Consider the following 13,202-nt stretch of genomic DNA (forward strand, 5'->3'; position numbering starts at 1 on the left):
GGCGCTCAGCGCGCGGTGGGTTCGACCGTCACGCGAGCGACCTCCTGGAAGAGCTCGTCCACGACGATCACGACATACGAGGGACTCTGCGCGACGTCGAAGGACAAGGCACCCTGGGTGGTGTCACCTGCGGACAGCTCGGCCGCTTCGAGCGTCGTGCCGCCGTAGTAGTCGTAGTCGCCCGCGACGCCGTCCGCCGTCTCCACGGAGAAGTACAGCGGGTTCACGTACGCGGTCCCGTCGAGCACCTCCACGGTGACGTCCACCAAGAGGTATCCGCCGTTGGCCGCCTCGAAGTCGGAGCCGTTCGACGCGCCCCACGTGGCGGCGGTGATCGTGAGCTCTGCGGTGCCGGACAGCTGCTCGATCGGCACCGCCTCGCCCAGCGAGCCCTCGACGACCTCGCTCGGCCCGAAGCCGTCGTCCGTACCCGCATCGGTGCCTTCGCTCGTGCCCTCATCGGAATCCATGTCCGGCCAGGAACCGGGCCGATCGACCTGGCTGGCGATCGCGAGGAAGAACACGAAGCTCATCACCGCCGCGATCACCCCGCCGAGCACCGAGACGCCCAGGCCGGTGATCCCCGGCCACTTCCGTCCCTTCAGGAAGAGGGAGATCAGCGACACGATGAATCCCGCTCCGAGCAGGATCCACGCGAACGCGACAGTGAACGGGAGGAAGGCGAGGATCAGGCCCAGCGCCGCGAGACCGAGTCCGACCAGTCCGAGCACCGAGACCTTGGCGGGCGCGACAGGAGCGGTCGCTCCGTATGCCGGGGCGCCGGGGTAGCCGCCCTGGCCCCCGCTCGGCTGTGCTCCCGGGTACTGCGTCTGCCCTGGGTACTGCGTCTGCCCCGGGTACTGCGCCTGACCGCCGGAGGGTTGCCCGCCGGAGGGCTGTCCGCCATACGGAGGCTGTGCGGCGGCCGCGGACGATGTGGCGTTCGACGGGGCGATCGGCTCCGCAGGCAGATCGTGCCCGCCGCCGGACGGAGCTGCCCAGTCCTGTGCAGGCTCCGGGTCGACCACGGCGTCCTGTGCCGGCTCACCGGGGGTCGTCGTCACGGACTCCGACGAGGCAATGGATTCCGCCGCGGTCGCATCCTCGGTGGGCGCCTCCGCCGGGGTTTCAGGCGTGGTCGCGGTCGCGGCCTCCGTCTCGGGCTCAGTCGCGGGCGCAGCCCCCGCGGGCGACACGGTCGCGTCCTCCGAGGGCGTCACGGCGGCGGAATCATCCGCGGTCGCAGCCTCCGCGGCGGGCGCCGCCGGAGCGAAGTGCTCCGTCCACTGCTGGCCGTCCCACCACCGCAGGCGCCCGGAGCCGTCGTCGTACCAGCCAGCAGGTGTCGTCATGGGAGTCCCTCCGTGTGCGCGCTCGCGCGATGGCGCGAGTCGACTCTCCATGTATAGCAGTGGGCTCCGACCTCGGCGGGGCTCCGGGATGGGGAGGATTGCCCATGCGGCGTAGGCTCCCGCGGGGTGTCGCACGCGGCAGCGAAGACGCCGCGCTTAGGCTCGAATCGCCATGATTCGGTTCGAGAACGTCACGAAACGCTACCGCGGGACGTCGAAGCCCGCCCTGTCCGGAGTCGACTTCGAAGTGCAACGCGGGGAGTTCGTCTTCCTCGTCGGCGCCTCCGGGTCCGGCAAGTCGTCCTGCCTTCGCCTCATCCTGCGCGAGGACGTCCCCACCAGCGGTCGCGTCGCCGTGCTGGGTCGCGATCTCCGCTCGCTCGCGAACCGCAAGGTCCCGTACTTCCGCCGTCACATCGGCTCCGTGTTCCAGGACTTCCGCCTGCTGCCCTCCAAGACCGTCCACCAGAACGTGGCCTTCACGCTCCAGGTCACCGGCTCCTCGCGCGGCTTCATCCAGCAGGCCGTGCCGGAGGCGCTGGCGCTCGTCGGGCTGGACGGCAAGGAGAAGCGCATGCCCCATGAGCTCTCGGGCGGCGAGCAGCAGCGTGTGGCGATCGCCCGCGCGCTCGTGAACCGGCCGCAGGTGCTGCTGGCCGATGAGCCGACCGGAAACCTCGACCCTGCGACTTCGGTCGACATCATGCAGCTGCTGGCCCGCATCAACGCGGGAGGCACGACCGTGCTGATGGCGACGCACGAGGCCGGCTTCGTCGACCAGATGCAGCGCCGCGTGATCGAGCTCCGCGACGGGGAGATGGTGCGCGACGAGGTGCACGGCGGGTACGGCGACACGTCGAACATCCCCCGCCTGGTGCCGGAGGAGGTACGCGGCGCCGCGGCAGCCGCCGCGCTCACCGCGGTGCAGGAGGTGCAGCGGCAGACCGCCGACCTCTCCGTGGTGCGCGCCGCGCTCGCGGAGGAGCTCGATGCGCAGCGTCGTGCCCAGACCGCGGCGCCTGCACCGCAGCCCGCGGCCGAGCGCGAGCCGCAGCGTGTCGAGCCCCCCGAGCAGCCGCACAGTGGTGTGGTGGAGCCCCCTGAGCCCGACGAGCGGACTGTCGAGCCTCCCGTGGAGCGGCCCGCCGCGGCGGGACCGCGCACGCATCCGATCGTGCTGCCGGAGGTGGACGTCGCCGAACTCGGCGTCGCCGACCGCCTCGGCCTCTCCGACCAGGACGATGAGGAAGTGGGCCCGACCTCATGAGAATCGGCCTGATCCTGACCGAGGCCCTCGTCGGCCTGCGGCGCAACATCTCGATGGTGATCTCCGTCGTGCTCGTCACGTTCGTCTCGCTGACGTTCGTCGGCGCGGCGATCCTGATGCAGGCGCAGATCGGCGTGATGCGCGGCTACTGGGCGGAACGTGCTCAGGTGGCGGTGTACATGTGCTCGGCCGTCTCCGAATCCGACACCTGCGTCGACGGGGCGGCGAGCGAGGAGCAGGTCGCCGCCGTGCGCGCCCAGCTCGAAGGGGATGCGCTGTCCCCGCTCATCAGCTCCATGACGTTCGACACCAAGGAGGAGACGTACGCCAAGCTCGTCGAGCAGGTCGGCGAGGAGCAGGCGAGCGTGCTCACACCCGATCAGGCGTTCGAGGTGTTCTTCGTGACGATGAAGGATCCCGGCCAGTCGCAGGTGCTGGCCGAGGCCTTCAGCGGCCAGGCGGGCGTCGAGCAGGTGAAGGATCAGCTGCAGTACCTCGAGCCGCTGTTCTCCGCGCTCACGGTCGCGACCTACATCGCCGTCGGCATCGCGGTGCTGATGCTGATCGCGGCGACCCTGCTGATCGGCACGACCATCCGATTGTCCGCCTACGCCAGACGCAAGGAGATCGGCATCATGCGGCTGGTCGGCGCGTCGAACAGGTTCATCCAGACGCCGTTCGTGCTCGAGGGCGTGTTCGCGGCGTTCCTCGGCTCCGCGCTGGCCAGCGCGGCCGTCGTCGCCGGCGTGCACTTCGGGGTGAACGGCTACCTGCGCGGCCGTGTCCCGTTCATCACCACCTGGGTGACCATGCAGGATGCGTTCCTGGTGGTGCCGGTGCTCGTCGGGATCGGCGTCGTCCTCGCGGCCCTCTCGGCAGGCTTCGCGATCCGCCGCTGGCTGCGCACCTGATACCCTGAAAGGCTGCTCGGCCTGATTCCTCGGTCGAGCCCGTCCACAGCAGCACAGGAGAGCGACATGCCCAGGGAACGCGGGGAGAAGGTCGTGGCGACCAATCGTCGCGCGCGTCACGACTACACCATCGAGAAGTCGTACGAAGCGGGGATGGTGCTCACCGGCACCGAGGTGAAGTCGCTGCGACAGGGGCGGGCCAACCTCAGCGACGGCTACGCGTTCGTGAAGGGCAACGAGGTCTTCCTCGATGCCGTGCACATCCCCGAGTACTCGCAGGGACACTGGACCAACCACTCCGCCAAGCGCATCCGCAAGCTGCTGCTGCACCGGGAGGAGATCGCGAAGCTGGCGCACGCCGTCTCCGCGGGCGGCTACACGCTCATCCCGATGAAGCTGTACTTCTCCGACGGCCGCGCCAAGGTCGAGATCGCCCTCGCGAAGGGCAAGCGCGAGTACGACAAGCGGCAGACACTGCGCGAGCGGCAGGACACCCGCGAGGCCGAACGGGCAATGCGCCTGCGCAATCGCGTCGGGGAGTAGCGGCTAGGCGCTCGGCGCGAACCCGAACACCCGCCCGAGGAACGCGAGTTCGCGCTCCAGTGCATCCACGATGTTCTCGGCGCGGCGGAAGCCGTGCCCCTCGCCCGGATACAGCACGTACTCGTGGTCGACGCCGTTCGCCGCCAGGGCGTCGCGGATGGCCTCCGACTGCGACGGCGGCACCACGCGATCGTCGGCGCCCTGCAGCAGCAGCACGGGCACGTCGATCCGATCCGCGTGGGTGAGGGGCGAGCGCTCGATGTAGATGTCCTCGGCCTCGGGCAGCGGGCCGACCAGTCCATCGAGGTACGGCGCCTCGAAGTCATGGGTCTCCGCGGCGAGCAGTCGCAGGTCGGAGACGCCGTAGCGGCTGATCCCGGCGGCGAACGTGCCGCCGCGCACGAGGGCGGACAGCACGGTCCACCCTCCGGCCGAGCCGCCGCGGATGGCGATGCGGGCAGGATCGGCGAGACCGGCGTCGGCCAGTCCGCGGGCCGCCGCGATCACGTCGTCGACGTCGACCACGCCCCACTGTCCCTGCAGGCGGTCGCGGTAGGCGCGTCCGTAGCCGGTCGAGCCGCCGTAGTTCACGTCGAGCACGCCGATGCCGCGGCTCGTGAAGAACGCGATCGCCGCTGAGGCCGCCCCTGTCACGTGCGCCGTCGGCCCGCCGTGCACCAGGACGACGTACGGCGGGAGCTCGCCCGCGGGCGCGGCGGCCTCGGGCGAAGCCGGGGGATACGCGAAGGCGTGCACCGCGCCGTGCGAGCCCTCCACGACGATCTGTTGCGCGCCGGGCATCCAGCGCTGGTCGGCGGGAGTGCCGCCGACGACGGTCTGCACGGAGCTCGCGTCGAGGTCGACGCACCAGAGCCCCGACTCGACGGTCGACCCGTCCCCGCTGATGAGCACGCGGGAGCCCTGCGCCTGCTCCACGCTGAGGTGCCCGTCGCCGGGAAGCTCCACCGTGGTGCTGTCGCCGTCGGCGGCCAGGAGCTGCACCTCGTCGCGGCCGTTCGTGCGCACGGCCACCACGCGGCCGTCGTCGAGCAGCTGGAACCAGCGGTTGCCCAGCACCCACAGCCCGTAGCCGGTGTCGGCGTCCGTCTCGGTGAGCGCACGGGGTGCACCGGCGGGATACACACCGTCGAGGGTGAGTCGCTGCAGCTGCCATCGGCCGCTGGCATCGTCGGCGAACACGAGCTCGGTGTCGCTCGCCCACTCCGGCTGCAGGGCGGCGGAGGTCGCCACGCGGTGCACGGCGCCGTCCGCGAGGGCCCCGATGGCCAGCTGGGCGCTCTCCCACGGCATGCTGTCCGCCGCCCATTCGACCCAGGCCACCCGGGTGCCGTCGGGCGACAGTGCCGGGTGTGCGAAGAACCCGGGTCCCTCGGCGATCACGCGGACGAGGGCGTCGTCCTCCGCGGCGGAGCCGTCTATCGGGATCTCCACGATCGCACGCCGGTGCGGCTCGAGGGAGAGGTCTTCACGGACGGCCAGCAGTCGTCCCCGCTGCACGCGCAGTCCGCCGTGCGCCGGGCCGGCCGCCGTGAGCGGTCGCGGCTCCTCGCCGGGCTGGAGGCGGTAGACGCGCTGGTCGTCTGCCGATACGAAGTACAGGGCGTCGCCGTCCGTCGTCCAGGCGCCACCGCCGTACTCGTGCACGCGGGAACGCGCGTTCCACGGAGACGGCAGGATCTCGGCGCCGGTGGAGCTGCGCACCGTCACGCGGCCCCCCTCCGCCGGCACGGATTCGCCCCACCAGATGTCGTCCCCGGCGAAGCGCGCACCGTCGATGCGCGGAGCCGAGGCGGCGACGGAGGCGGCGGTGAACGGGGACGGCCAGGAGCCGAAAGGTGACGACATGGTTCGAGCCTAGGCCCCGACATACGGCGTCACACTCGTGCACCCGGCGACGGCCGTGTTCTAGGTTTCTGGAAACGCCCGGTTGGTTCAGGGCGTGGAGCGACAGCCGAGCCCGGCACCCGCCCGCGAACGATGCGATCTGCGTCGTGCGCGGCCCCCGGCCCCCTGTCCCCAGGAGAGTAGATGTCTTCCGAGACCGCGACCTCCGGCACCCCGCGTGTGCCGTTCTCCTTCGAGCTCTACCCGCCGCGTTCGGCGTCGAGCGAGGAGGCCCTGCACGAGACCGTGCTGCGCCTCGCAGCGGCAGGGCCGGAGTTCCTCTCCGTGACCTACGGCGCTGGCGGCTCCACCGGGGGACGCTCGCTGGACGTGCTGCGCTTCATCCGCACGCACACCGAGGTGGAGCCGCTCGCGCACCTCACGTGCGTCGGCAACACCTACGCGGGCGCGACGGCGCTCATCCGTGAGTTCCTCGACGCGGGCATCCGCAGCTTCCTGGCCCTCCGCGGCGACCCGCCCGCCGGCGAGACCGAGGGCTACCTCGGCGACCTGGAGAGCGCGGCGCAGCTCGTGCAGCTCATCGACAGGGTGCAGGCGGAGCGTGCGCCGTACGAGGAGTCGCCCGTGCCCGGACTCCCGGGCGCCGCGCGTGTCGCTCCGCGGCAGAAGGTGAGCATCGCCGTCGCAGCCTTCCCCAAGGGGCACCCGCGTGCGACGCATCGCACGCAGGACGTGGAGGCGCTGCTGGCCAAGCAGGCCGCGGGGGCCACGTTCGCGATCACGCAGCTGTTCTTCCACCCGGACGACTACCTCGCGTTCGTCGAGCGGGCCCGGTCCGGGGGCGTCACGATCCCCATCCTTCCCGGCATCATGCCCATCACCTCGCCCGCCCGTCTCGCCCGGGTGCTGGAGCTCACCGGGGAGGATCTGCCGAGCGAACTGGCGATCGCCCTCGACGTGGAGCCCACGGCGGAGGGCCGCAGGGAGATCGGCATCGCCTGGGCCGCCCGTCTCGCCGCCGACGTCGTCGCCGGGGGTGCCCCCGGCGTACACCTGTACGCGTTCAACCAGCACGACACCGTCCTGACCGTCCTCGCCGAAGCCGGCATCGTCCCGGCGCTCCGCCGCTAGCCACCCCGCCGAAAGGAAACACCATGACCGCATTCCCCCAGGGGACCATCCTCGGATACCCCCGCATCGGACGTCGTCGCGGACTCAAGAAGGCCGTCGAGGCGTTCTGGGTCGGGCGCATCGACGAGCAGGAGCTGGAGCGCACGGCCGCAGAGCTGCGCGCCGCCACCAGGGAGCGGCTGGCCGCGCTCGGCCTGGGACGCACGGATTCCGCGATCCCCGAGTCGTTCTCCTTCTACGACCAGGTGCTGGACGCCGCGGTGTCCGTCGGGGCGATCCCTGCCCGCTTCGACGACCTCCGCGAGGAGGACGGCACGATCGGCCTCTCGGCGCTCTTCACGATCGCCCGCGGCGAGGGGGAGAAGGCGCCGCTGGAGATGACGAAGTGGTTCGACTCCAACTACCACTACCTGGTGCCGGAGATCGGGCCGGAGACGGTGTTCTCGCTCGCGAGCGACCGGCTCGTGCGAGAGGTCGCCGAAGCGAGGGCCGCGGGCTTCGTCACCCGCCCGGTGGTGGTCGGGCCGGTCACCCTCCTCGCCCTGGCCAAGGCGTCGGACCAGGCGCCGGCGGGCTTCGATCCGCTGTCGCGCCTCGACGACGTCCTGCCGGTGTACGCCGCGCTGCTGGCGAAGCTGCGGGCGGCCGGCGCGGAGTGGGTGCAGCTCGACGAGCCGGCGCTGGTGAGCGAGTCGCTCCCGGCCTCGCCGGCCGAGCTCGCGGCAGCCGCGGAACGGGCGCTGGCCGTGCTCGGCGGAGCGACGGACCGTCCCGCGATCCTCGTCGCGGCCCCGTATGCCGACCTCGGCGACACCTTCGCGACCCTGGCCGCGGCGCCCGTGGAGGCGATCGCGCTCGACCTCGTCCGCGGCGGCATTCCGCAGGCGGCGGAGGGACTCGCGGGCAAGACGCTCGTCGGCGGCGTGATCGACGGGCACAACATCTGGCGCGGTGACCTCGCCGCCGCCTTCGACGCGCTCGAGCGGCTGGCGGCCCTGGGGTCGCCCGTCGCGGCGTCCACCTCCACGTCGCTCCTGCATGTGCCGCACGATGTGGCCGAGGAGTCGAAGCTCGACGAGCGCCTGGTCTCCTGGCTGGCCTTCGCCGACCAGAAGGTCGCGCAGATCGGCACCCTCGCCCGGGGGCTGGCCGAAGGGCGCACCGCGATCGCGAGTGAGCTCGACGCGGCGACGGCGGCGCTCCGCGACCGTCTCGACGCCCCGGGCGTGCGGGACGGGGACGTGCGGCGGCGCGAGCTCGGCGACGCGGACTTCTCCCGTGCGTCCTCTGCGGAGCGCGAGGCCGCGCAGGAGGCGCTGGGGCTGCCCGCGCTGCCGCTGACGACGATCGGCTCCTTCCCGCAGACCGGCGACATCCGGCGTGCGCGGGCGCTCTTCACCCGTGGTGAGCTGCCGCAGGAGGACTACGAGGACTTCCTGCGCCGGGAGATCGCCTCGGTCGTGACGCTGCAGGAGGACCTGGGTCTCGATGTGCTGGTGCACGGGGAGCCGGAGCGCAACGACATGGTGCAGTACTTCGCGGAGCATCTGGACGGGTTCGCGGTGACCGAGCACGGCTGGGTGCAGTCCTACGGCTCGCGGGCGACGCGTCCGTCGATCCTCTGGGGCGACGTCTCCCGGCCCGCCCCGATCACGGTGGCCTGGTCGAGCTACGCGCAGTCGCTCACGGCCAGGCACATGAAGGGGATGCTGACCGGACCGGTCACGATCCTGGCCTGGTCGTTCGTGCGGGACGACCAGCCGCTCGGCGAGACCGCGAACCAGGTCGCCCTCGCGCTCCGAGAGGAGATCGCCGATCTGGAGGCGGCGGGGATCGCGGTGATCCAGGTCGACGAGCCCGCGCTGCGCGAGCTGCTGCCGCTCAAGAAGGTCGATCAGCCGGCCTACCTGGACTGGTCTGTGGGCTCGTTCCGGCTCGCCACCGGCGGCGCCGCGCCGGCCACCCAGATCCACACCCACCTCTGCTACTCCGAGTTCGGCGTGGTGATCGACGCGATCCGTGCGCTGGACGCCGACGTCACGTCGATCGAGGCCGCACGCAGCCGCATGGAGGTCGTGGCCGACATCGCCGCGTCGGGGTTCGACCACGGCATCGGGCCCGGGGTGTACGACATCCACTCCCCGCGAGTGCCCACCGTCGCGGAGATCGAGTCGCTGCTGCGCCGGGCCGTGCAGGAGATCCCGACCCGCCAGCTCTGGGTGAACCCGGACTGCGGTCTCAAGACGCGGGGGTACGACGAGACCACGGCGTCGCTGCGCAACATCGTGGAGGCCACGCGCCGCGTCCGCGCGGACGTGAGCGTCGCCGTCTGATCGACGGATGAGAAAGGCCCTCCCGGGCGTCCGGGAGGGCCTTTCTCATGCCTGGCGCACTCAGACCGCGCGCAGCACCGCCACGACCTTGCCGAGCACCACGGCCTCATCGCCGAGGATCGGTTCGAAGGCGGAGTTGCGGGGCAGCAGCCACGTGTGGCCGTCGCGTCGACGCAGCACCTTCACCGTGGCCTCGCCGTCGAGCATCGCCGCGACGATCTCGCCGTTCTCCGCGCTGTGCTGGGAGCGCACGACGACCCAGTCGCCGTCGCAGATGGCGGCGTCGATCATCGACTCGCCGGAGACCTTGAGCATGAACAGATCGCCCTTGCCCACCAGCTGACGGGGGAGAGGGAAGATCTCCTCCACCTGCTGCTCGGCCGTGATGGGGACGCCGGCGGCGATCCGGCCGACGAGCGGCACGAGCGCCGCGTCGCCCACCGGGGTCGCGATGTCGGCCGGGTTCTCGGCGCCGGTGCCGGGCAGATCGATCAGGACCTCCATGGCCCTCGTCTTGCCCGGGTCCCTGCGCAGGTAGCCGCTGAGTTCGAGCTGGCCCAGCTGGTGGGTGACGCTGGAGAGGGACTTGAGCCCCACGGCGTCGCCGATCTCCCGCATGCTCGGCGGGTAGCCGTGGTGGGCGATCGACGTCTGGATGACCTCGAGGATCGCCATCTGCTTGGCGCTGAGGTTCTTGCGACGGCGGGTCCGCGGCGCCTCCGACTCGGGGGCTGAGGTCTCGCTCATGATGCTCCTTCAGTGCGTGATCCGACGTCCCTCTTCGAATGTCGGAGGCCCGTGGTGGGGTGTCCTTGTCGAAACCGTATCCGAGAATCGCGCCGATCTGGAAGATCTGTTCGAGCGTGTCGGCCGATTGCCGGACGTGGTTTCGAAAACAGCTTGACAGATGTTCGAACTCGAAGATATCTTCGGAACGTAGCTTCGCATCCACGGCTCCCGGCCGAGACGCGGATGCGAACGCTACGCCAACCTCCCCGGGCGGCCTCCGCACCGGGACAGCTAAGGAGCAGACATGAGCAGCATCAGCCTCAGCACCTCGACCGCGATCCCCGCACCGGCCCTGCGCGCCACGCGGCTGCGGCTCACGGTGCGCGGTCGCCGCGTGCTGCTCGCGGTCGCCTCGATCCCTCTCGCCGCCGGCATCGCGTTCGCGGCGATCAGTGGGGGCAGCGCGATCGCCTCCGGTGCGGACTCGGTCCCGGCGGCAGTCGAGACGCTCACGGTGATGCCCGGCGACACCCTCTGGTCGATCGCCGGTGCGATCGCCCCCGAGGCCGACCCGCGCGATGTGATCGGGGAGATCAGCCGGATGAACCTGCTGCGCGGTGGCGAGATCCAGATCGGACAGGAACTCGCGATCCCTGCGCAGTACGCGCACTGACGCATGGTCCTCGGCGCGTCCTCGTCCTCTTAACATGGGAAGGGTGACCTTCTCCCTCAACGATCTCCCGCTCCGCGACGATCTGCGCGGACTCACTCCGTACGGCGCACCGCAGGCCCCGCTCCCGATCGCGCTCAACGTCAACGAGAACACGCATCCGGTACCGGACGAGGTCGCCAGCGACATCCTCGACGACATCGCGGTCGCGATCCGTGACGTCAACCGTTATCCGGACCGGGAGTTCACGACCCTGCGAGAGGCGTTCGCGCAGTACCTCGGGCACGGCCTGACCGCGGAGCAGATCTGGGCGGGCAACGGCTCGAACGAGGTGCTGCAGCACATCCTCCAGGCCTTCGGGGGACCGGGGCGAACCGTGTTCGGCTTCGGACCGACCTATTCGATGTACCCCCTCATCGCCCAGGGAACCGGCGCGCGCTGGACAGCCGGCGTCCGGCAGCCGGACTACTCGATCACCGCCGATGAGGCCGCGGAGCAGGTACGCGCAGCCGACCCGGATGTCGTCATCCTCTGCTCGCCCAACAATCCGACAGGGACCCCGCTCGGGCTCGACGTCGTGGAGGCCGTCTACGACGCGGCGCGCGGAGTCGTGATCGTCGATGAGGCCTATCAGGAGTTCGCACCGCACGACGCGCCCTCGGCGCTGACCCTGCTCGACGGGCGCCCGCGCCTCGCCGTCTCGCGAACGATGAGCAAGGCCTTCGCCTTCGCCGGTGCGCGCGTCGGATACCTCGCCGCGGATCCGGCCTTCATCGACGCCCTGCGGCTCGTGCGGCTCCCGTATCACCTGAGCGCACTCACCCAGGCGGCCGCGGTGGCGGCGCTCCGCAACGCCGACATCATGCTGGGCATGGTCGAGGAGATCGTGGAGCAGCGCGACCGCATCAGCGCGACGCTCGAGGCGCTCGGATACACGCCGCACGAGTCGTGGTCGAATTTCGTCCTGTTCGGGGGCGTCGCCGACCCCCGGGCCACCTGGCAGCAGCTGTATGACCGCGGCGTGCTCGTCCGCGACGTGGGCATCCCCGGCCACCTGCGCGTGAGTGCGGGCACGGAGTCCGAGACGACCGCGTTCCTGGACGCTCTGGCCTCGATAGGATCGGCATCATGACCAGCCCCGCATCCCCCGCGCGCACCGCGAGCCGCGTCCGCAGCACGTCGGAGTCCACGGTCGAACTGGAACTCAACCTCGACGGCACCGGGGCGAGCCGCATCGACACGTCCGTGCCGTTCTTCGATCACATGCTCACGGCCTTCGCGAAGCACTCGCTGACGGATCTGACGGTGCGGGCCTCCGGCGACACGCACATCGACGCGCACCACACCGTGGAAGACGTCTCGATCGTGCTCGGACAGGCGATCCTCGAGGCGCTCGGCGACAAGTCCGGCATCGCCCGCTACGGCGACGCGCTCGTGCCCCTCGACGAGGCTCTCGCGCAGGCCGTCGTCGACATCTCCGGTCGGCCGTACCTGGTGCACCAGGGCGAGCCCGCCGGGTTCGAGCAGCACCTGATCGGCGGTCACTTCACGGGTTCGCTCGTCCGCCATTCCTTCGAGGCCATCGCGTTCAATGCTGCGCTCACCGTGCACGTCCGCGTGCTGGGCGGCCGCGACCCGCACCACATCGCCGAGGCGGAGTACAAGGCGTTCGCGCGCGCGTTCCGACAGGCCAAGGCGCTGGACCCGCTCGTGGACGGCATCCCCTCGACCAAGGGGGCCCTGTGAGCAGCGCACCCCGCGTCGCCGTCTTCGACTACGAGTCCGGCAACGTGCACTCGGCGGTCAAGGCGCTCGTGGCTGCCGGAGCCGACGCCGTGCTCACGCGCGACCGCACCGAAGCACTCGAGGCCGACGGTTTCGTCGTGCCGGGAGTCGGCGCTTTCCAGGCCGTGCGCGATGCCCTGCACGCACACGGCGGCGACGAGATCATCGGCCGCCGGCTGGCAGGGGGCCGTCCGGTGCTGGGCATCTGCGTGGGCATGCAGGTCCTGTTCGAGCACGGCGTCGAGCGCGGACACGACACCGCGGGTCTCGGCGAATGGCCCGGAGCGGTCACCGAGCTCAATGCGCCCGTGCTCCCGCACATGGGATGGAACACGGTCGACCCCGGCGAAGACACCGTCCTGTTCCGCGGCATCGAGCAGGAGCGGTTCTACTTCGTGCATTCCTATGCCGCGCAGTCGTGGGAGCTCGACGTGATCCCGCCGTTCCCGCAGCCCGTGCTCACCTGGGCCACGTACGGCGACCCGTTCCTCGCGGCGGTGGAGAACGGTCCGCTGTCTGCGACCCAGTTCCACCCGGAGAAGTCCGGCGAGGCGGGCATCCAGCTGCTGCGCAACTGGGTCGGCAGCCTCTGACGTCGAGGGCAGGTCACTCCCG

At 70.9% G+C, this 13,202-nt stretch carries 12 protein-coding genes; 9 read left to right on the forward strand and 3 right to left on the reverse strand.

The window, feature by feature from the left end:
• Window positions 1-5 precede the first annotated feature (5 nt).
• Window positions 6-1,352 (reverse strand): DUF2510 domain-containing protein, encoded by a 1,347-nt coding sequence (locus M3C17_RS05470; RefSeq protein ID WP_259976638.1) that lies wholly within the window; start codon window positions 1,350-1,352, stop codon window positions 6-8.
• A gap of 172 nt (window positions 1,353-1,524) precedes the next feature.
• Between M3C17_RS05470 and ftsE the strand changes: the two genes are divergently transcribed.
• The 3 genes from ftsE to smpB all read left to right on the forward strand — a co-directional run bounded on the left by ftsE (window position 1,525) and on the right by smpB (window position 4,073).
• Window positions 1,525-2,619 carry a cell division ATP-binding protein FtsE gene (gene ftsE / locus M3C17_RS05475; protein WP_259976639.1) on the forward strand — a complete coding sequence of 365 codons (1,095 nt, stop codon included), beginning with the start codon at window positions 1,525-1,527 and terminating at the stop codon, window positions 2,617-2,619.
• Window positions 2,616-3,530: a permease-like cell division protein FtsX gene (ftsX, locus tag M3C17_RS05480; protein ID WP_259976640.1), complete on the forward strand. Its 915-nt coding sequence runs from the start codon at window positions 2,616-2,618 to the stop codon at window positions 3,528-3,530. Before ftsE ends, ftsX begins: the two co-directional genes overlap by 4 nt.
• A gap of 66 nt (window positions 3,531-3,596) precedes the next feature.
• Window positions 3,597-4,073 carry an SsrA-binding protein SmpB gene (gene smpB / locus M3C17_RS05485; RefSeq protein WP_259976642.1) on the forward strand — a complete coding sequence of 159 codons (477 nt, stop codon included), beginning with the start codon at window positions 3,597-3,599 and terminating at the stop codon, window positions 4,071-4,073.
• Between the two features lie 3 nt (window positions 4,074-4,076).
• Here the strand turns inward: smpB and M3C17_RS05490 are convergent, their stop codons facing one another.
• The gene (locus M3C17_RS05490; RefSeq protein ID WP_259976643.1) at window positions 4,077-5,939 is read right to left on the reverse strand and encodes a prolyl oligopeptidase family serine peptidase; all 1,863 of its coding nucleotides are present in this window, start codon (window positions 5,937-5,939) and stop codon (window positions 4,077-4,079) included.
• Window positions 5,940-6,122: 183 nt separating this feature from the next.
• On the opposite strand from M3C17_RS05490, the gene M3C17_RS05495 reads away from it, so the two are divergent.
• Both M3C17_RS05495 and metE read left to right on the forward strand, forming a co-directional pair.
• On the forward strand, window positions 6,123-7,070 hold the full coding sequence (locus M3C17_RS05495; RefSeq protein ID WP_259976644.1) for a methylenetetrahydrofolate reductase: 948 nt from the start codon (window positions 6,123-6,125) through the stop codon (window positions 7,068-7,070).
• Between the two features lie 23 nt (window positions 7,071-7,093).
• Window positions 7,094-9,403, forward strand: coding sequence for a 5-methyltetrahydropteroyltriglutamate--homocysteine S-methyltransferase (gene metE, locus M3C17_RS05500; RefSeq protein ID WP_259976645.1), 2,310 nt, complete (start codon window positions 7,094-7,096; stop codon window positions 9,401-9,403).
• 60 nt (window positions 9,404-9,463) lie between these two features.
• Here the strand turns inward: metE and lexA are convergent, their stop codons facing one another.
• Window positions 9,464-10,150 (reverse strand): transcriptional repressor LexA, encoded by a 687-nt coding sequence (gene lexA, locus M3C17_RS05505; protein WP_259976646.1) that lies wholly within the window; start codon window positions 10,148-10,150, stop codon window positions 9,464-9,466.
• A 286-nt stretch (window positions 10,151-10,436) separates the two neighbouring features.
• Here lexA and M3C17_RS05510 point away from each other — a divergent pair, with 286 nt between their 5' ends.
• From M3C17_RS05510 to hisH, 4 genes are read left to right on the forward strand one after another with little or no spacing between them, the layout of a single operon-like run.
• Window positions 10,437-10,805, forward strand: a complete 369-nt coding sequence (locus M3C17_RS05510) for a LysM peptidoglycan-binding domain-containing protein (RefSeq protein WP_259976647.1) — start codon at window positions 10,437-10,439, stop codon at window positions 10,803-10,805.
• Window positions 10,806-10,848: 43 nt separating this feature from the next.
• A complete protein-coding gene (locus M3C17_RS05515; RefSeq protein ID WP_259976648.1) occupies window positions 10,849-11,934 on the forward strand; it encodes a histidinol-phosphate transaminase in 1,086 nt (361 codons plus the stop codon).
• Window positions 11,931-12,548, forward strand: a complete 618-nt coding sequence (hisB, locus tag M3C17_RS05520; RefSeq protein ID WP_259976649.1) for an imidazoleglycerol-phosphate dehydratase HisB — start codon at window positions 11,931-11,933, stop codon at window positions 12,546-12,548. Before M3C17_RS05515 ends, hisB begins: the two co-directional genes overlap by 4 nt.
• Window positions 12,545-13,180 (forward strand): imidazole glycerol phosphate synthase subunit HisH, encoded by a 636-nt coding sequence (gene hisH, locus M3C17_RS05525; protein ID WP_259976650.1) that lies wholly within the window; start codon window positions 12,545-12,547, stop codon window positions 13,178-13,180. The genes hisB and hisH overlap by 4 nt, the downstream gene beginning before the upstream one ends.
• Window positions 13,181-13,202: the final 22 nt, after the last annotated feature.

It is taken from the genome of Microbacterium sp. p3-SID336, assembly GCF_025143365.1.
Lineage (GTDB): Bacteria > Actinomycetota > Actinomycetes > Actinomycetales > Microbacteriaceae > Microbacterium.

Coding starts and splice junctions, on each gene's coding strand:
- M3C17_RS05470 (WP_259976638.1), bottom strand. CDS start 1,352: ATGACGACACCTGCTGGCTGGTACGACGACGGCTCCGGGCGCCTGCGG.
- ftsE (WP_259976639.1), top strand. CDS start 1,525: ATGATTCGGTTCGAGAACGTCACGAAACGCTACCGCGGGACGTCGAAG.
- ftsX (WP_259976640.1), top strand. CDS start 2,616: ATGAGAATCGGCCTGATCCTGACCGAGGCCCTCGTCGGCCTGCGGCGC.
- smpB (WP_259976642.1), top strand. CDS start 3,597: ATGCCCAGGGAACGCGGGGAGAAGGTCGTGGCGACCAATCGTCGCGCG.
- M3C17_RS05490 (WP_259976643.1), bottom strand. CDS start 5,939: ATGTCGTCACCTTTCGGCTCCTGGCCGTCCCCGTTCACCGCCGCCTCC.
- M3C17_RS05495 (WP_259976644.1), top strand. CDS start 6,123: ATGTCTTCCGAGACCGCGACCTCCGGCACCCCGCGTGTGCCGTTCTCC.
- metE (WP_259976645.1), top strand. CDS start 7,094: ATGACCGCATTCCCCCAGGGGACCATCCTCGGATACCCCCGCATCGGA.
- lexA (WP_259976646.1), bottom strand. CDS start 10,150: ATGAGCGAGACCTCAGCCCCCGAGTCGGAGGCGCCGCGGACCCGCCGT.
- M3C17_RS05510 (WP_259976647.1), top strand. CDS start 10,437: ATGAGCAGCATCAGCCTCAGCACCTCGACCGCGATCCCCGCACCGGCC.
- hisB (WP_259976649.1), top strand. CDS start 11,931: ATGACCAGCCCCGCATCCCCCGCGCGCACCGCGAGCCGCGTCCGCAGC.